This window comes from Elusimicrobiota bacterium, from assembly GCA_016788905.1.
In the GTDB taxonomy this organism is placed as follows: Bacteria; Elusimicrobiota; Elusimicrobia; order FEN-1173; family FEN-1173; genus JADKHR01.
Map to the genome: position 1 here is coordinate 5955 of JAEURZ010000027.1, position 21868 is coordinate 27822.

Sequence of the window (21868 nt, forward strand, 5' to 3'; positions counted from 1 at the left end):
TTAGGCCTGTTGGTTGAAGACCTGAATTTTTTGTTTTTCTTCTTCGATCATTTCCAGCGGAGTCAAAAGGGCCTTCAACCGAATCTGGCCGTTTTCCATTTTCAACTGACCACGAGACAATGCTTCCGCAGCCTGGGCGGCCGCGCCGGTGTACACAATGTCCACTTCGACACGGGTTAAATCTGTCAATAGTTTCGCGGTAAAGACCACCAACGGCATTCCGAGCCCGGCCCAGAATTCCACCGCGCTCGCCGGTGCCACCACGTTAATGTGGGAGGAAGAGAGTTCCTTTAGGCGTGCGCTAAGAACAGCGGGGGCCGCGCCCACCACGCCCACATGGATTCGAGCAATCGTCTCCGAATCAAGATTCGATTTGGCCGCCAACTGACGGAACGCCTTTGTGACGCGGGCCACATCTTCCGCGGTTGGATTTCCGTCCACCACAAACTCCACATGGAGTCCCCCCTCCTCACCCTCCCCAACCTTCTCACCCAAGGACGCCAACCGATGCAAAAGTATTTTCCCTTCCGCAAACCCCAGTTCTTTCCGCATATCCACCACCAGCGCGTTCCCCGTGGCCTGCGCCCCAGGCACAGACAAGAACCCAAACCCCATGAGGGAATTAAGGAGGAAGTTACGCAGATCCGAGAGAGATTGCCCCAACCCACTTCCTGGCATAGCTGGGGGAGCTGTCGTTACACTGGCCAGGACAAGAGCGGACATGGTGTTCATCCGCGCATTTTCCGCGCCCACGTTGAACTCGGCCTGATTAATTACAGCGTCTTTCCCGTTCGCGTAAAGGAAAACATCCTTCGCTCCCTGAGCGATCAGTTGGTCCGAAAGATCCACCAGAGAGGCCCCCTCCTCACGCGTTCGTCCCGGAACCAGGCCCACCATGACCCTCCCGTCTTTTTGGAAACCAATAAAGGAGTGAGGGTTAATTCCGGGGAGGAAACGAACAGTCATCGAATTCCCATCAGCGGAGACCCAATAGTCCCCGGCCTTCATAGTCGCGGTTCGCGTCCCGCTCTCCCGCCGAGTATAACCCCACTCGCCAAAGGTCCGGTCACGAACTTCATCCGAAATATTATGGGTACGCAAAGGTTCCAAGGAAAGCTTAACGGGCTCACCCCGCAAAGCCGCCTCCCTCTTTTTTTGGTCCTTAACGAGTTCCCCCAGATCATCGTTGAAGCCCAGGTGCAGTTGGCGTCCCTGGGACAGAGGAAAGAGGGGGAAACTGAAAAGGTGTCGTAAATCCTCAAACTCTTCCGCGAGGTTGGACACGTTGTTTTTACCATCTTTGACAATCCGCTGACCATACACCGCAAACCCGATTTCGCCGGTGACATCATTATTAGTTCGGGCATCAAGAACACGCCATGCCCCGTTTTTGGATTCAAAACGTAACGCTTGAACCCGAGGCGAACCCTGGCGGGGCTGGACCAACATATCGTAGACGCGGCCCTGCCATTTCTCATCTTTTTTATGGAAGAAAGTTCCTTCAGCAAACCCCACAAACCATTCGTTGATACCTAAGTTTCCATTGGGAAGCACCGCCACGATGGACGGGTCTTCCCTTCTGGGGATCTCCCCTTGAACACGCGAAAGATTGGACAGGGTTTCAGGCCCAACAGGTTCGGACTTGCCGTCAACATCTATAATATTGCTAATCCGATCCCAAGCAATTCGTGAAACCCCGCTCGTGAACGCTCCCGGACTCAACTGTAATTGGAACCGAACGTTATTGAATACCTTTATAACAGGCGTGTTGATCTTTCCGCGCAAGGACGACAATCCAGATCCCACCGAAAGGGGCACCGCGACCATAACCATAGCCAACAATACTGGCACTCCGGCCGAGTTGGCGACCCCACTGGCCCCCAGACCTACCGACCCCAGGAAACCCGCACCCAAAAACCCAGCGGCCCCCGCGATCCCCACGACTCCCATGACCAACGCCACTAAAAGCTGTGGTGTTCGCAATATTTTGTTCACACCCCAGGCGCCCAGACCAATTCCTTTCTCCGCCACGTCCATAAAACGGACGCCCATCCCCTGAAACCATCGCCCTAAAATAACCCGAACACGCGGAAAGGAAACCGAAAGGACGGAAATCCCCAAAAGGCCCAGCATGATGTCATTCAAGGAAAGAAGTCGGTTTGAGGAAGAAATCAGCTCAGCCGCCATCAAGTTTCCGCTCAGGCTCATGGCCACCAGACCACCCACAATGAGTAAGGGGAGAACAAACGATCGGATCATTTTCGACCCCCCTTCTACGGGAGTAGGGACAAGTCGGTTCATGGCTTCATCGTAGGTAACACCCCGTTGTTGGAGGAATCGGTCCAATGGTCCTTCGATTAGAGAACGAACGCGCTCGAGCTCTTCAATTTGGGCGGCGTCTTCCCCTTCCTCCACCACCCGCTTTACGCGAGTGACTTCATTGCCAATATTCAGTTTCGGATGGGCCGCAATGAACGACGCGGTGTTCCCGGCCCGCACACTGACCAGGGCGATCAATTCCCCGTCTTCCAGTTCTTCCAGTTGGAGATCATACGGTCGAACAACCCCCACCGCATCTCCCCAAACCTTCCGCGCTTCCCGTTGGGCACGGAACATCAAGGCGGGCCCGGTCACAACCGCAATCCGAGCCTGTTCCTCCGACGACAAGATTCCCTGAATGGAAGTTTTTGTATTTTCGAAGTTCTCACTCGTGTTCTTCGATTCAACGTCGACGCCCCGAATCATGTCCGCCGGAACACCCTGGCGAACCAGGATATATTGAATGAGCTCCGCCTCAGCCAAGGTCGTCAGATCCCCTTCTCCACCCACAACCCGGCGAATATCTATTAATAGTTCACCCTCGCTCAATTTCGCAATGTCTTTGATCCCGTTCAAGAGGGGAACAACGCCTGGCCCTCGCCCCCCCGAAAGGACCAAAGGAATCCCTACAAAATCTTTTTTCCACCGTTCCGCAAATTCCACAAACACGCGCGCGTCGGGGTTACCCAACAACAGGAAAACGTTCGGGGTCTTCCCATCCGCCGCCGAACTTTCTTTAGCCAAGAGATCAAAATAGGGCTGAGCCACCGCAATCAATTCTTGCCGCGCCCGAGTGATAACCTTCGCCTCCTGTTTTTTAAGAGAGCTTCGCCTTTTTCCCACAACCCCTGCGAAAGGGATCAGGCCAAGGGACAAAGCTCCGGGAATTTTTGGAGCATCGAGAGCCCCACTTGGACCGGCTGGGGAGGAAAGAGGTGGGGTCTCTTTTTGGGGATGGAGATCCAGATCCCCCGCGCCAGGAGGGACAAGAGTGCCCATTGGTTCTGGGAGGGAAAGCCTTGCAGGGATGGAGATGGTCGATGGGGGAGAAAAGTTCAAGGTTTCTGATCCTCCCACAATTCCTTTAACCCCACCACTAAAGAACGCAATGACCCCCGCTATAATCCCAATGGTGAACCACCGCGCTATGCGTTGGCCCAGGAATGGAATCGGAGTTTTTTGCTGTTGGAATAACCGCCGATAGACAAGAACCAGGATCCTGATTCCCCAGGCAATAAAACCAAGCAAGATGGAAAGCATCATTCCAAGGAGCAAAAGGGTATTAAACGCCACGTGGGGAGCCTCCACCCCAAGCAGGGGAGCGTAAAGCCCCACCACAGAATCGGCCCCTAACACACCGGAAGCAACCGCCATGGGAACCTTTGCCATGGCCTCAATATAGGGCCCAAAAATGGGCTGAAGTGATGGGGCGTGAACCAGTCCGGTTGCCACCAAAAGCAGAACGCCCAGAACCCAAAGGATAGGTAAAATAGATTTTTGTGCTTTATCGCTTCGGAACTGTATTCCGGAAAGAAATGAGGCAAAAGGCATGGCCAACATGGCCAAGACTACCGTGCTCCCTAGAAAGAGCCAATCGCGGGGAATGGCTTCATGGAGTGCGAAAGCTCCTTCGGCCCACCCCAGAAGAGTCAAGCCTGCGATGGGCAAAACAATATAGGTCAAAATCTGAACGACCAGTTCCAATTTCGCCCAAGACGCGGTCCTTCGAGCGACAAATGCGGCAAGATCGCCTTCCTGTGCTTTGTCTTTCCAATCGTTGTCAATTTTTTTCTGATTGTTGATGGGGCCCATCAATCCCTTTTGGAGAAAAGCCCAAAAATCCGCTTGGGAAAGAGATACAACGGTAATTAAAGTCCCTAAAATAAAGCTCCCAAAAAATATGGCCTGAGGCCCCCATCCCAACAAATCTCCCATAATGTAAATGACTCCAACAAGCCCTGCCGCAAAAGAAAAGCCAAGGGCGTTCATGCGAATATATTCACCGAGGGGTTGGGTATGGATGTCCCGCCAATTGATGACCCATCCTCCACCAGAGGTATATTTTCTAAATCGTAGGACAAACAAGATCCCGTCCCAAAGAACCGCTTTCACCTTGGGAATGAGCATGCCCACATAGACCCCTGTGGAAATCGCTATTTCGATGGCCGCCAAGGGAACAAAAATAACCACACCTTTTAATATCGCCACAGGGGCGTAGGCCACAGAGCCCCATAACGTCCTTCGTGTCTCGATCATTTGAAGAACCGGGCCCGTCACCTTTGTATGAACGATGAGGGCGTAGATCGTTGACGTGAGAACCCAGGCCGCTTTGGCTAACGAAACTTCAATGGCTCCACTGATCAGAGCCGTGTAAATGAACCCCTGAACAAGGAGAAACAAGAAGGTAACTTCCGCCATGAGGCCGTTGTCCACCAAGTCGTTTAGCGTCCCACCTCTTAAACCCTGGGCAACAGAACGTCCTTTGTGTTTAAGCCAAGCTTGAACATAATCGAAAGTCGTCAACCATTTTTTTGTTAGTCGCCACCATTCAAAAGCGTATGTGGCGGGACGATCGTCCCCGATCAAGGCTTTCCTGTCAGGCCGTTCCACCAGACCTGTTGAGAGGTTTTTCGAGGGGGGAAGAGAAAACTTTTCCATTTGGTCCAAAAGCGGTTTAAGAACATCGATCATGGCGGGATTCATGGGGGCACGGCCTTTTCGACCCCCAGCGACCCACGTCCACAGTTGAAGAACATCTTCCATGATGGCGCTCATGCGTTCGTCTTCGCTGTTGAACCCGCCCATCACAAACTTACCGGAAAGCCCCGAATTAAAAGCCCCTTGGGAAGGCACCAATTTTTCGAAGTCTTGCATCCAATGAATCACAATCCCGGAATAGACCCACCCCATGGTGTGATAGAACCCATAGGGGAACCCTGGTTTCGGACCAAATCGTTCATCAATAATTGAAGCTAAGCCATTGTACTTGCCACCCGATCGGGTGTAATCCAAGAGTTTCGCCCACCCCACCTGGGTAAACCAAAGCTGGTGCTGTTGAGCCAGGTCACCTAAAGCGCCCCATATGGTAGGCGCTCGAGCCCCTTCAAAGGGAAAATAGGATCCCGATTTTCCCTGAAAGAGCCCAAATGAATTTTTGTATTTATAGGCAACTTTACTGAGATAAAGCAGAGATTGGGGGGTGGTAAAGTTTCCGTTATCGATCTTAATTTCCCCCGAAACCCGAGGGTTCCCAGGACTTGTGGGAGGCAAATGGCTGAGGGGGCCAGACGCCCCAATGGCCTCGTCCCATCCAACAAATCCTTGTCCCGGAATGACTGCCCCGTAAAAGAATTTTGACCGCATAAAAGCCGGTGTCATATCAAACTCGACCCGTGAGGCAATCTCTTCAATTTCTGCGATTAAATCAAGAGGCCACACCTTTTCCCTCTCGAGAACCCGTCTGCCCTTATTATTTGGTTTATTCCACTGTTTAAGAAAATCTCGAACCAGTCGGGTCCGTTGGGCCGCATCCGAGACAGTCAGTTTTAAAAAGGTGTCGACAACAATCGCCACCGCGTTGCCAGGCTCCTTCACCATCTGGCTGGCTAAATTTGGGATAATGTCCCGAGAAACACCGTAGCGGATAAGAACACCCTCCATCTCCGCACGGGATTCGGCTATTGCTCTTTCGTTTTCCCCGTTTTCCCCACCCGTCAGATGAGGAAGGCCCACCCGAACTCGACGACCACCCATATCAATAACTTGGGATTTAAAATTCTCTGGGTCCTCTCCATCCGCGATTTTTTTCTCGTATTCTTTTTGGCCCCAAAAACGTCCAGGGGTCCCATTCTCGCCCCAGACCAATGCGCGATTTGCCATGGCTTGAAGAGTCGGTGGACGGTTCCCCGCCCCGACAAAGAACACAAATCGTTCAGTCCCCGGGTGAAAGACATTACTTTCATCGAAATAGTCAAATTCTTCCGCATAATCAGCGGAAATCTCTGATATCGCCCGGATCATTCGACCTGGGGTACTGTTCACTCTTCTACCATTAGAAACGGTATGGGGAAAACCAAATTCAAAAGAGATGGAATTGAATTTTCCTTTTTCCGCAGCTTCCCAGTAATGCGTCCGTAAATAGTCCCTTAAGCCTTGATAATCATCTCCCGAATATTCAGACCCTAAAGAACGACCTGGGTTGACAATGAAACGGAATGCTTCCGCCTCGCTATCCGCTCTTTCAGGAAGGAGTTGCCTGATGTCATTCAACTTCTGATGAAGGTTATCCATGGCCACGTCGAGTTTCTTAATATTACGTCTTGCAATCACCGCAAGCAAAGCCAACCGAAATCCCCCACTAATGAATTGACTATCCAGGTAAGCCGCCGCTTCGGAGGGATTATCCGTCATGGTCAATAAGTGATCGTAGACAGAGTCGAAATTCATCCCAAAATTTCTAGAAATTTCATGGGCATCGTTTGCGAGGGCATCAAAAATCGCCAGCATGGGGCCGTTGATATGCATGGACACAATTTGTTTTCGGTCATTGTTCCCACGAAGGGTGAACGCCATTTTCTCAGCGATCTCCGTTCGGAAATATTCAAGAAATGTATCCGGAAGATCCATTTCCGGAAGCCAGGGAGAGACCACCATGTCAAATTCACCTTCGCCCAAGTGAGTGAGGACATTCACCGGTTGGGCGGAAGAGGGGATCTCCCCTTGGTTAAAAACAATCTGGTCTCTGTAGGGAGACGTGATCTCCCCCACCCGGGTTTCAAGATCCTTCATGTTTTGGAAATGGCCTTTGCTCAGTTCTTCGAGAATCCGCTCCGCTTGTTCCTTTGAGATCTCTAACGTCATCAACCGGTCCAGTAACAATTGATGGGCTTCATCCTCGGTGTGCCCGATACGCACAAATCGAATGGGATCAAGACGGTTCACGTTGACCGCCAGGGGAACTGTTGGGTCTCGTTCGGGGAGAGCGGCCGCAACTTCATCAAATACTTCTTGGTCGATGATGTAACCAGGGTCCTCCCCCGCGGCGCGGATCATCCAGTTTGAGGTTAATACCATGAGCAACGCGTGCAGGCCCAAAATAGGCCAGAAAACCCAATTGGCGTTGAGGAAGGTGAAAACCGTGACCAAAAGGTCAATTAAAATATTTGATCCAGCGAATAAGTCCCACACCCCGATGCCCAACAACGTTTCACCAACCAGGATCAAAAAGGCCTTTTGGTAAGCAAAGGAAAGGGAAATAGTCAGTTTAGGGAATATTTGAAGTGCTTTTGCTGTGAACAGGAAAAAGATGAAGGCCGCCGGGATAGAAAATGTACTGGCGTAGGGGGCCAGGACCGCCACATTCCAAAAAACAAAGAACAGGGCATAAAAAGCCCCCAAAAACGAAAAAATGGGCAGTTTGTACCTATAAAGGATATGGGGGCTCCAGGTTCGAATATCCAAATTGAGTTTCTTGAGCTGATGCCGAAATTCGTCCCGTACGTGGTGGAGTTCTTCAATGTTGAAGGTTTTAGTAAAAAATTCCCAAACCCATTGGACCAACCCAATGAGTGGCCACACAATGCGAACACGTGAAAGTCTTGGTGCTGCTTTGTCGATCAACCGACCGATGGCCATGAGGGGCCAGGAAAGAAGAAAGAGCAAAAAAACCGTTAGAACAGCCGCCAAGGGAATGTTTCGGAAAGTGCTCACATTGGCAAACCAGGTGCCTTCCATTTCTCCCAAAAGGAATCGATGCAGACGCAATTTTATTGGGGCTTCCACAACTTCTTCCAGGCGCTCGTTGATTTTTTCTCGGGCGGAGGCACTGAGAGGTTGGCCCGTCTTGCGCAGAAACCGAAGTCCCTCTTTGCCCGCCGCTTGGCCACCGTCGGTTGCTGTGTTTTCAGGATTCGTAGGGTCCATTTCAGGAAATAAAATGGAAAGAAGCCCAATGGGCTTAGGGCGATTCTCGTCCAACATAATGAGCAAAGTCAAATCCGTTAACCCGTAGACGGCACCCGCGGGAACGTCGAACATGGCCTTGGCTTCTTCTTCAGTTTGAACATCGGCGATGAGCGCTTGAAGCGCTTTGACTTCCTCCAAGAGGAGAACCAACTCAACCGGTTCGATCCCTCGTTCTCGGAGGTGCTTGGCCACCCGAACCAGAGCCGCCTGTTTGAATTCCGGATCCGCGGCAATTTTCTTTTGAAGGGTTAATTCTAAACTGGGGGCTTCAATGAGCCACAAAATAGATTCCGGAATACGTTCAAGAATCGCTTCGGGAATCATTTTTTGAGCTTTTGTCTGGCGGGGTTTTTGAGTAAACATCCAGCTTAATTCCCGATGGACAGCTTCTTCAAGTTTTTTCTGAATTCGACCTTCCAATTCGACGGGTGTTGTTTCAGGGCCAAATTCAACGCCAAGCCTTTTGGGATCGAGTTGGGTTGTGTCCACAAGTTCCACCACACCCATGCGTAAGACGAGGTCCGCTTCATAGAGGGCCCGCGCGTCCATGTTGGAGTCCGCGTTCACGTCAGGAACCGTGCCCACCGGAAGTCCAGCCAAAAGGCGCCGATCTCGAGCGTCCAAATCTTGATCTGACCGGAGAGCCAGGGCCCTCCCCCGCAAGAGATTGGCCGTGGCATACAGATCGTTCAAATCGGGCGCGTGAACGGCCCCCGCTAACGCGTCCCCCCCAATTCGCAAAGATTCGGACTGACGCCGCGCCGCGTTCCGAATGGGATTTGACGCATTAAAGACCTGGCCATAAGTTTCAATATTCTCCCGCGCGGCAACAGACAGTTTGAGCTGATCCCTTAAACGCGAGAACGCCTTTTCATAGGCCTCGACAACCGAGCCGGGGACTTCGGGGTCACGCGCGTGGGCGGCGGCGAGTGTTTGTTCCGCGTCCGCCCGAAGAACCTCATTCCCTTCCGCAAAAAGGAAACCCCAGGAGAGGAATATGTTATCCGCCAAAGCTGAAACCAAACCTTTCTGTCGCTCGTCCTCCACATCCAATTTTTCCCCCGTGATTTCTTCATACAGGGTTTCCACCCTCTTAGGGATGGAGAGAAAACGCAATTCGATTTCAGAAGGAGAATATCCATCCCACATTAACCCCTTAAAAAAGGACCAGACAGACGATTCCAAGGGATAGCGCCGAGCCAAGTCAGCCCCGATTCGATTTGTGGCCGCTTTGTCTTCCAACATCGCCCGATTGCCCTCTTGCCGTTCCTGGCGAAGTAATTCCGCACGCTCACGGAGAGGCCGTTGTATATCCCGCAAGTATTCGGTACGGGTCGAAATTTCGTAGACCTCTTTCTGGCGTGCTTCTTTGTTAACGATGCTATTAATTAATACGGGCATCACCCGCTCTTCCGCATCCAATCGAGCCTTTTCCAAACGGTCGGTGTCCAGTTTCCCTTGTCGGTAGACATCTTGTGCGACCAGGCGGGTAAACGATTCCCGCAGGATTTTAGCCCGCACCAGAAGTTCATACTGAGCCGCCAGAACCTTCTGCTTGGGTTCGCCGGCCATTCGGGATCCAAGTTCGCGCCAACGATCCATCCAGGCCTTCTCTTCAACAAGGGTGGGAACTTCACCGAAGACGATGTAATGGCTGGTCAAAAGACTTCGCAGGGTGTTGTGTTCATGTAAATCCCGCAAACCAAGGTCAACAGTAAAACGCGTGGTCAGTCGTTTAATGAAATTCTCTTTCCCGGTCTCGTTCATACTCATTTCCCGATCCCGAAACGCTTCCATGGCGGAATTCAGCAGGAGATAAGGCAAAACCCATGTCCCTTGTGAGGCTTTCCACAACTCCGCTTGTAAAAACGCCGCGTCTTTAATCCAGTCCTCCAGGTATGCATCCACGGCCTCAGCCGAAGACCCAATTGCGCCGTGATCTTGCAACCACATAAGGCGGGTGGCCAATCCAATATTTTGCGTCTCGGAGAGCTCAAAGAGACTTCCCCGCACTCTTTCCAATGTCGTGGCATAATTCGAATCACCTGGTTTTATCCCTAAATTCGCCACCACCCGGGCGGGAAGGGTTTTGATCGCGTTGTCCGCCACACCATCAAAAAAGAGGATCCGGGCATTTTGATCTAAACTGTGTATGCCCGCCCGGGAGGAATCCAAGTAAGGGGCCAATTCTCCCCGAGGCAGTCTTTCGGGAAGGCCACGTTCATCTTGGTGGGAACTCATGTGGACGGCTTGGAGGAGGATTTCGTTTTCGGCTTCAATCATGACGTCTTTTGTTCCGTAGGAACGCCCAGGCATGTATTTGGCGGCGTAGGAAACCGCCGCGGATAAACTGACTTCCAAATCTCGTAACCCGGGAACGGAACCTTCCTTTGAGACGAACACAATCATTTGTTCGATGCGGGCGACCGTTAACCACGCGGGCCGGGTCTCAGGCTCAGCCAGGTAATGCCGCAACCGATCCGCCACCCGCTGGCCTGCCTCCAAGAACCGTGTCTTAGCCAGCATGGTGTTTACCACAAGATCCTGGAGGGCTTTATCTCGTTCGCCCACAGGCATCAATTCCGCCTCTTCCAAAATCAACCCTCGTGTGAGACGGAACAGATACCCCGCTTGGCCCACCGATAAACGAAACTCCTGAACTTCCCGTTCATAACGGAGGGCCTCTTTCAAAAGAGCCTCCCGCGCCGCCCCAGGGGCTTCCGCTTGTTTTCTTAAATGGTTAACTTTTTCCATCAACCGTTTTTGACCCGTTTGGAATCCCTTTTCAACCGCGGTGAGGTCGAGAAGTGTTTGCCTCATTTCGTCCTTATCGATTTGTGGATCCCGATGGAGTTTTTCCAGCGAACCCACCAGCGCGGAGAGTTCGGCCCAGGCGGCACTTCGTTTGATAGGGTCCTTGCTTTTGAGATCCACCACGGGAGAGGGGCGCCCCTGTGCCTCGTAATATTGCGTGATTTCAGGCAAAAGGAAATCGACCGCATAAATAATATGACTCGCGTGGGCGCGCGCGTCTTCCAACGTCCATTTTTCGCGTACCCAGTCAATTCCGAATGCCGTGAGGATTCCTAAAACCTCGGTGGAGTACCAGTAAATCCGCCCCTCCACCGCGGCCCCTTGGCGTTTAATAATGTCTTGAATTTCCGGCATGTTGCGCAACGCCAACATCCGGTCCATGGTTTGGGTGAAATCCGTGGCAATACGATCTTTCAGCGCCGGGTCCTTGATCCCTTTCGCAGGGTCCACGCCCATGGCTTTGAAATACTCCGCCATCCAAATCAAGGAGGTCGCGATTAAAAACTTTGCCCGTTCTGTCTCAGCCACGTACCTGATTTTGTCTTCGCGAATGGCTTTCTCCAGCGGACTCATGACCCCTGGGGGGTTAAAATAATCCTGAAGAAGAGCACGGAGCAGATCGGCATCCGGCTGTTGAGCGTAATCCTGGATGGTCGCGCCTCGGGCGTAGCGTGCCACCTGGGGAGTGATGGTGTCCCCTAGGAAATACAAAATGTCCCGCAAGGCACCGGGATTCCAGCCATTCGCCAAAGCAATGGCGCTTAACGAGGAATACAACGATTCTTCATCCAAGTTCCCGTAGAGCGATAGGGTTGTGTCTGCGGCATCCGTATTTTTGATTCGTTCCTGCCACCGCACCAGTTCCGGGACAAGCCGTTCCATCCCGGCCTTGGCCTCCCGGCGATACGCCGCATCCACTTTTGAGGCGTGGGCTTTTCCCTTGCCTTCAGAAAAGGCCAGCCAAAAGAATGTACGGTCCATGGCCGCTGAAATATCTTTTTTCCAAGCAAACAATTTTTCTTTGTCCGGGCTGGAAAGGCGCTCCCCCTTTCGCTCACGGACACTCAATCGAATGTGCTCATTAATCTCATCAATGTGTCTTGTCAGCCAGGCCCCGCCATATTTTTTCGGGTTAAGTGTCATTTCCCGGGCGAGATAAATGGCCAGCGCCATTTTCTTATGAAAGTTTTTATCCATATCGCTACTGACCTCTTTGCCAGCCGTAACCAGGCCGTGAAAAGGGAATATGGTTTTGAACGCATCTTCGGTAAACTTAGAAAGTGAATTCGGCATTTCGGAAGCATCCGTAAGGTCGTGGAACTTATTAAACACCACCCTGGAAGTTAATTTTAAATTGGACATAAACCCCGGAGTTTGTGGAATTCCGTAAATATCGAGTATCCGATCGAAAAAAACCGCAAAATCGGTATCGTTCAAGAGGCGATTGTCCGCTAAGTTCACCCCTATTCCGTCCGCCAGGAGGGAGGTGTCTTTAAGGAACCAATCGGGCCCCCTAAAAGGCAGGTGCGTCAGCGGGATGTCCACCCGCTCTCCAAAGACGTTAAGAACACGGCTCACTATTGGCGGGGGATTGTTTTCGATTTGAGTTGGTTTTTCGATAGGAGTTTTCGCCCTAACCTGAGCCTCTTTCCATTTGGTCGTTGGCTCCTTTACAATCTGAGCCGGTTTTTCATCTTCGTTGAAGGGGCCTCGCATCAATTCGTCATAAAGGGTTCGGGTTCCTTCAGGGAGGATGGGGAATCCTGCTTTTGTCAGGGTTTCGTCTAAAGGAGGGATTTTTTCGCCGTAGGTCTCAAGAATATCCGCAATGTTTTGATATTTCAACGCCACCATCCAATATTCATAGGTACGTTGGGAAACAAGTGTGGTCAAGCGATTTTGATAGGCAATGAGATCCCCCATCTGAATTCGCTCAGAGGTGAAATCCCTTTGAAGATTCTGTGCGCGGAAATTTTCAGTTAACTCCTGTAATTCACGATTGATATTTCTAATAATTTCCAGAGAATCTCGGAGACCGTCTTTTTCATGTTTTAAAAATGACTGGTGGAGGCGCAATTTTTCTTCCAGGTAAACATTAATCTCCTCTTGTTCAGTTTTATTAATTTCTTGACGTTCTTCGCTCCCACCACCAAACAAACTCCAGCGAGCACTGAGGGTGAGGGTTTTTCCATTGATGGGTGTTGTGAAAACGGTTAAATCTATTGTGGGGAGTAGATTTCGAATTTCTTCACTTCTCAATTCCGCTTGTTTCGCCGCCAAACGAGCTTGCTCAGGATGCCGGCCCTTATTGCCTTTATCCACTCCGGCGCTAAAAAATGCGCCAAAACCCGGGGAGTCCGCCCAATCATTAAGAGGAAGGCGTTGCAACGCTATGGCGGATGCCCGCCTCGCGGAACGACTTAGGGGAATAATATCATCAGGGACCAGGTCGTCCGGTGAAGGAAGTGCGAAATTAAGAACCAGACCTGTCTGACCTAAAGCCGTTTGAACTTTATACCGCGCGTCATTCTTGGCGCTCCCTCCCTGCTCAATCCCTTTTAAGAATTGGAAATAGGCCACAACGTTCGCGTTGTTTTGTTCTTGGCCCCCATAGGCGGCATTCACCAGATGGGTATTTCTCTCTGCGACCAGGTTGGCCATGGCCTTGGAAACTTCCTGTCTCACGAGCCCCCCAATGTAAGTCTGTATGTCCCCGTTTAATCGACTGGTTTGGGTATGCCGAATTTCCATGATGGCAAGGTCTGCCGCTGACGCATAATTGATGGCGGCCTCAACCTGGGAGCTTAAGACCGCATCTTTGGGAGAATACAAACGAAATGAAAAGAAAGCCCCGCGTCCGTTTTCGTCGCCCGTAAAGCCAACAGTCACCGGCATCCGAGGCATTCCTTTCATCAGGGCCATGGTTTTGGCCTCTTCTTCCTTTATGTTTTTTCGGAGTTCCCCCAATTGTGTTTCGACAGCTCTTTTTCCCGCTTCGGATGCGTAGGAAAGAGTCACCCGCTCCGCACTCGTTCCCCCCTCATCCACAGGGGGAAGATTATTGGGATCAATTTGTTGTCCAAGCAAAACAATTCCTAAGACAATAATTCTTTTCTCATACTCCTCCAGTTCCTTTTGCGCCTCGATTAATTTTGCTTCCCCTCCCGCGATCCTGAGATTGGTTTCAAGCCGCAGTCCTTTTTGCCCAGGCGCACCTCGCTCCAGAGCATCCACCTTCACTTTAATCAACTTATGTATATCCCGGGAAAGTTGCAATTGGGTGATAAAGGAATCTTGGAAATTTTGGCTGTCCACCGCCCGTTGCCGAGCGGTAATTAACTCCAGGGCCGCCTGTTGCATATTTCTTGAAAACTCACTATTTCTTAAAAGTCTGGACTGGTAACCAGGAACCAATTGTGAAAGAATTTTCCCACTCCCGTCCGGATCGTTTTTGAGGGACTCGGTAATTCCCGCATAGGACCAGTCGAACAATTCTTCCCACTTTTTTTGAGGAATGTTAATAATGCCCAAGGGGTTGTTAAGAGGGAAAAGAGAGGCGCCCACGCCGTTTCCAACTCCCGTTGAAAACAATGAAAAGAAATCAATATTGGCGATCACCGGCTCCGTCTTAGATGTCTTAGTGGCCTCCCCATGGTGGATCTCCGCAGTATTTAAAGCAATCCGTTGGCTGGCGTGGGAAGAGTCATAAAGAGGTCGAAAATTAATGTCCCAATCTGCGACCTGCCGATCCATGGCCATCCCCGCCAGAGACCCCCACTTGAGAGCGGGGCTCAAGGATGCTTTGATGACCAGCAAACGCAACGCCCCTTTCGAAAGATCCCTCAGATCTTCATAAACTTTTTCCGGTGATTTAATGGCATTCGCTGCCGCCCGTTCCCGGATTTGAGCGAAATCCTTCAAATAAACATCAAAGGACTCCAACAAAGTTGCATCAGGAAGAGGGGGAATGGCCTCCCCTTGGGTTAGGGCACTTAATTGACGAACCGCCGTTGCCACGACATCGTCATTGGGGATATTCCCTTCGCTGAATTCGTTTTCCAACGTTTCACGGACAACTTTGACCTGATTTATTTTTTCGTTGTTCCCCCGCATCGTGAATACCTCTTCCGCTTTAATGGCCTGAAGAAGAGGTAAGCGAGCCCTCAGGGTGGTAACATGATCCATCACCGTGCCAATTTCCCCCTGGGTTTTTTCTAAGAGTTTCCTCCCCGCGGCGTTTAACACATCAACCGAGGCGGCCCCCTCGCCAGTTCGATCAATAAGGGGCTCATAGTTAAGATAGGGGATGGACGTCCAAACGCTTCGAGCTTTAAATGAATCTGTAAATACAAGCTGGTCTTTTTCCGTCAAATTCAGCAGGCGCCCCAAATCTTTCTTCGCGGCATTAATCCGGTTTTCATTAGATAAGCGGTCACGAATTGCGTCGTCCAATTCCAGTCTCGCTCGCCCGAGCCGAACCAATCGGTCCTGTTGGTTAACGCTTTCGGCGCCCTCATTTTCGTTGATGATGTCGTGTAAGACCTCTATTTTTTTATCTAGCTCCTCCCGAATCCCCAATAAATAATTCAGATCTTCCTGCAAAGTGGCCAAGGAGATTAACGCCCTACCCGTTAATTCAGATTCGGCCAATCTTTTGTTCTCTTCCTTGCGTTGCAGAATCATGTCTTTGAGGTCTTCGGCGGCGTCCCATTTCATCGAGCCACCGAGTCCGAGACTCAGGCTCCCACTCCCGGAGTTTCCGTCTGAGGCCCCCCCGACTCGCCCATACACATTTAATCTAAATCCCGAGTTTCGATTGGCTTCTCTTTCGGCTTTCGCTTCTTCGACACCCATTCGGGCGCTCCATATTCCAGGATCTCGATCCATGAGGACTCTTGCTGAGGGGAGGAAGGCGGGGTCTACGAGATTTACCGGAACGAAACGCCGCTCTTTTTCCGCATCCATTCTCTCAATCTGCTTTTTTGCGGCGGCGTCCGGATCTTGAAAAAGAGCAAAGAAACCCCCGGAACCAAACGCATTTTTTACTCGATCCATGAAAGTGGCTTCAGAATCCGGCCGGGGCAGTGCTGTTTCACCAAGGCCCTGGATCGCAACATTCGTTTTTTGCCGATCCAACTCACGGCGCGTTCGCTCCAGCACCTGATAGGTTTCCCGAAGGGATTTAGCTTTCTCAAGATAATCGCGGTAAGCGATCTCACCGTCTTTCAGCTTCTGTTCGAGTTCCATCCGCTCACGCTCACCCCGGGCATAAGAGGTTTGTTGGGAGTCCACCATCCGCTCGAGATGATCCCGTTCTTGAACCGACAGGTTTAACTTATGCCTTTCCATTCGCGCTACATTTTCCGCTTCAACCACGGCACGAGCGTAGGCCCAGACCCCCGCTTGCTGAAGCGATTCCCGCTCCGGATCATAGAGAGCCATTCGCCCAACAGCATCGATGGCCAATGAAAGCCCGCCAGACGCGTGAGACGCCAAAGCCCTAAGAAAGGTCAGAGCCACATTAATTTCGGCATCCATATTAAGGTGGGCGGGAATGGCGGCTTTCAACACAGCAGCCTTTTCCCAGGCCAATCGAATATTTAATTCGGCCCCTTCTTCAAACCCGGCGTTACGTAAATCTATTTCCGCTTGGGTCGGGTCAATTTGGAACGAACTCTTTTTCGCTTCCGCAAGTGTTGTTCCCTCCGGCCATGCTCCCGGATGGAAATTGAACAACTTGACAATAGCGTCCTCCCTTTCCCGCTCCAAGGCTTTAATAGTGTTCGTGAGCACATCTTTTTGCATCTTGTATTGGTCACGCAATCGCCGATTTTCACGTGATGTGGATATCCGAGTCTCAATTTCTTTTTTCTGATTCTCCAGTCGTTCCAATTCAGCTTTGACATTAAGCAACTGTTGATCCACGCTCCGAATATCGTGAAAGAGATCCAAGAGGATTCGGGGCGCTGTGACTTTCGTTTCGATTTCCGCCAGGGATTCCCGCACCTTCGTGGCGGCTTCCCGCACATTGGATTCACGCGTGAGATCGGAACCCGTAATGGCCTTAATAAGTAAACTAACCTGAAGTTCCATCGTTGATTTTTGTGTGGTTTGATCCGGCTCAGTTATTTGCCCTTTTAATAAATGGGCTTCATTTCCAGCGTTTCCTCGATAAATTAAATCAAGGATTTCCTTGGTAACGCCTGGGTCTGTTTTATTAATTTTCGCTCGACTGACAGCAAATTCGATGTCACCAGTAAAACGTTTGGCAAGAATCTCCGAAGCATAAAGGGCAGCGGACCTCACTTTAAGGTTTGCAACTTGAACAGCAGTCACCCGATCGATGGTCGCCAGTGCGCCACCAAATTGGACAATCTGGCGCTCCGATCCACTCCCCTCTGCAGGGGAATCCCCCTGCCCAAAGAACCCGGCCAGGAGGGGCGATTTGAGGGGATCACTTTTGACACCATCGCTCCCTATATGCTCAATATGGACGGTGGGCCCCGTGGCATTCCCGCTGTTCCCAGTCTTTGCGAAGACAGTCCCCTGGGGGATCGGATCTCCTGGTTTGAAGTTCGTATGAGGGCCATTGGGGTCAAGGTGCCAGAACCGAAACGTTTGGCCTTTGTAGCCGACGTCCACCCCGGTTCCTCCGCGTTTGTCCTTTAATGCGCGCAGGAAATGAAGTCCATCAAAAGCCCATAGTTTTGTTTCTTTTTCAACACCTAAGTCCACGCCTTCGTGCGGATATTCTTTATCGGTGTTTTTATTTAAACGAATATCTCCAAAACGGCCCGTAATTCGATGTCCGCCCACCGTTGTCGGGCGACCGCTGGCGTCCATCGGTCCTTCTTCCCGAACAGCTGGGGGAGGTTCCCCTCGATAATCTTTTAACCGCCTAACCATTTGGGCAACCAGTCGCGAGGTGGCGGATTGTTCCGGAGCCACGGAGCGCTCTAAAACAGGTTCACTGGGAACCTCCTCTTCAGTCGGTTCAACGGAAGATTTCTCCAACTGAATATATCGGGCAGCCACATATCCCTCGAGCTCCTGGCCATCCGTACTTACAGCACGAATGTGGTACCAGCCCGGAACCGCATCGGGCCTAAATGAATCGAGTTGGACCTGAACCTTTCCCAACCGGGGAAGAGACGCCAGAAACGCCGACTTGGCGTTTGGCTCTTCGCGAAGGTTGAGATTGCTGCTATTTGTCATCACGATCCCGGGAATTTCTATTGGGGGCTCCACTGAAGTCGTCGGAGATGTCGATGGTTCCTCCGATTTTTCATCAAGCGATTGAACAGGAGCAAGGGAGCGGTCCATGGCTTTGGCCGCGGCATCGGGAACAATCAAATTCATGATCATCGGAAGTAAGCCCCGGAAAGCCCCTTCGGCGGGTTGAGCGGGGGGAGGAGCGGTAACCCGTGGAGCGTTGAGTTCCTCCATTTTTTCTTGCAGGTGAGCCAGCATCCGCTGAGCGTCCTCGACGCCTTTCTGATTAAGATTTCCGCTCTGCGTTAATTGATTTTTTTGGGCTTCAACTTGTCCTTGCACCTGTTCAATTCGGTTACGAAGAATAGCCATCTCAATTAATTCGTTGTTGGTCCGATCGGTCCCTACCACACCGTATTCGTGCAGGTTAATCATCCCTGCCTGTCCAAAAAGGGCCTCGCTCAAGCTTTCCGTTAATTGAGTGGACAAACCCATGATACTTAGCTCTTGTGTGTCTTCGATTTTTCGAACGACAGCCGCCACGGGGTCCAACCCAACCCCGAGCCCTTCCATATAAGCGGCACCACCCACAACCAGAGCGACCTCAGGATTAACGGTTTGTAGCCCAATCGCCGATGATTTCACACCTTTTAAAAAGGCGCGGCGGCTTTCCAGCGATCCATTCCACAACAGTTTGGTCGTCGGGATAACGTAAAAAAGCCACCCCAAAGTTCGGGACATTATCCCAAGGACCTGGCCTTTTTCATCGGCTTTCTTGATTTGGTCGTTTCGTGCAAAACCTTTTATTGTCATCAGAAGGGCCAACATAATGCTTCCGACCCAAGCGGTGGGGGAAAGAAGTTGGACGAAGGCGTGTTTGATTTGAAGTCCATGATCGTGAGGATTGGCTTGGGCCAAAGAAGCAAGTTCGTGGGAATCAAAATTGAGACCGGGTATAGAATCCAATGGATTAAAGGCAAGAATGTTTCCAAGGAAAATGGGCAGATCCACGCCACCCAAAATGGCGGGAACACCCACAGCAAGCGCGGTAAATCCAAAAATGGTGAATAGAACCGCCCGCGCGTTCACTCCCTTTAAAATCTTTCCTTCTTCCCGTTCATCCCTGAATTTCTGATAAAAACGCCACGCTTGCATGAAGAAAAAACTCGCCATAAAAAGAGCACCAACCCCATTTCCTAAGAGGGCCACCCACACAAATCCCGAAATTAATTGTGTGCCCGTATAAGTGGCGACGGAACTCAATATCAAGAGAGCCAAACGACGGTTCACCGTGGCGATGGTGTAAAAGAGGACAAGCCCGGGAAGGCCCAACGCCTGAGCTATTGCGTAACGAACACTTCCCACAGTCGATTCGCCCCTCAACGCTGTTAGAGCTGACCGATACCCCCGTTCGGCTGTTGTTAGTTGATTTTCAGATTTGGCTGACTTCCCTTCGTAAATGGCGTACAGGTCCAGGGCCGACTGAAACGCAAACCCTTTAAACGTCCCCCACAAATCCACCATCCCATGCGCCGCTTTTGTTCCCACCCATAAAGTCGATCGGATCACGGCGTTCTTTGGGGGGGAAGTCCCGGAGTGGAGCGTGTTAAACCAGTTGGCCGACAGGGATCGAACCCCTTCAATTTGGCTTTCAAACATCTTAACAATAGGGCCGAGAGTCTCCCCCTTCCGGGCCAAAGAAGAGGTGGCCACACTCCAAACCGCCACAGGTAAAATTAGCCCGGAGAGAACACCGCTGGTGAAAACGAACATCGCGATGGGAGCCACCACACGAAAGATTTCCCAGGTCCTCGTTCCTTGGTATTCTTTCGACCGAGCCACTTTCCAGCCCACCGTGAGAGCCACCATATAGAACCCGACGCCAGCAGAGACATTCAAGATGAGAAACACAGGAGCGAGAATCCCGCTCAATGACGCGGGAAGAGCCGTCGTGAGGAAGGAAATGCTAAAAGGCAAGAGCCAAAGGAAAAACACCGCTGCCACCACTCCCCCCGCAAGCAAAGGCAGAAGGTTTTTGGGGGACAGGTCAACTTCCTCAGCGACAAGGGCCCCGCTGGGCTGAATAGGAACTGGGGTTGGGGGTATCATCGAAGGAGCGGGAATTGTCGGTGGCGTATTATTGCCACCAGAAGGAAGGACCGCCACCGGCTGTCGTTTGATGGAAGACCATAAAATAACGCCTGTGAAAGCAAGCACCACAAGCACAACGGGGAACGCGCCGAAAGAAGCCCCCAGCGCTGGGGAATAGGAAGAAAGGGAACCCACAATGTTTGTTAAGTCAAAGAGTTGTGAAAAAGTGCTCAACTGGGTGACCAGAGCGGACCACAACCCCACTCCCGCCACCCCGGTGGCGGCATTGGCAGAAAATGCCGCTACACTCAGAACAGACCCAGATACAATACTCCCCCACGTGAGAAAATTCTGGAAAAATAGCTTAACCTTTGACGGAGCTTGTTCCGCGGAAATACGGACAGCCTCAATAGCTTTATGAACAGTCTCTTCCCCGGTTTTACTTTGAGGGATAATGGGGGTTTCAGAAGAATGGACGAAATCCACCAAAAGTTTCCCAATTTGGTCCAAAGGAAGGGCCGCCATCGCTTGCATCGCTTCGGCTCTTAGATCGGAAAGGCCCCCCTCGGTCCCCCCGCGCGCCGCCGCGAGAGCTTTGAAAGATTTAATGAAAGACGCCCAGGCGGCTCCTAATCCCCGTGCCTCCAGCAACCCCCCCAGCTTTTTGTTCAGACTAACCGCATCTTTTTGATTAAGGTTATCCACCCGCATCCATTGGGTCGTGCGTGTGGCGTCTAAGGAAACCGCCACGACAAAGGGTTCCCCACCGTATTGACCAAATCCCGCCACATAAGGAACACCATTCTCGTCTATGAAAGACATAACCCGATCAAACGTTAGCGGGACCCCCAGAACTTCAATACGAGCTTTATTCTCTTTTAGAAGAGAAAGATTTTTTTCTCGGTCAACTTCCGAACCGGATAACACATAATCAACGATCGCTTGAAGAGAGAATTCAATTTCCATCCGACCTGTGAGTGATTGCCCCAAGGGTGCCGCCGGGTTAAACACCGCCAGGTTGGCTTCGCGAGCGGATTGAGAAAAGGCATCGGGTGCCTGGGAAATGGTCAGTTCATCAGATGAACGGCGAGACTCCATTTCGAAGCTGGGTTGAACAACAGCGTAAGAGGCCCCCGATTGACGAAGCAACCGGGTGAGGCCCGGGGTGTGAAATCCCCCCGCAATGAGAACACCCCGTTGGACACCCGTCCGTTCCATATCCGCCAAAGCGTTTTTGACCAAAGCCAGGTCCCGCTCTAAAGCCAATTCATAAAAAGCGCGAACTTGAGGAAGAAACCGCGTCCAAGCAAGAGATTCAGGAATCGTCCCATCCACCCCCACCCTCTCCCGTCCTTCGGACACCCTCTCCCGCTCGCGGGAGAGGGATGGGGAGGGTATAAACCGGGTACAGTGGTAACAGAATAGACCGGGCACATAGGTAACAGGTACATTAAAGGGCAAGGAGGAA

1 protein-coding gene is annotated in these 21868 nt (G+C 51.4%); it reads right to left on the reverse strand.

Annotated features, from left to right (window positions below; all coding sequences use genetic code 11):
- Window positions 1-21762, reverse strand: a complete 21762-nt coding sequence (locus tag JNK54_10080; protein MBL8024608.1) for a YdcF family protein — start codon at window positions 21760-21762, stop codon at window positions 1-3.
- Window positions 21763-21868: the final 106 nt, after the last annotated feature.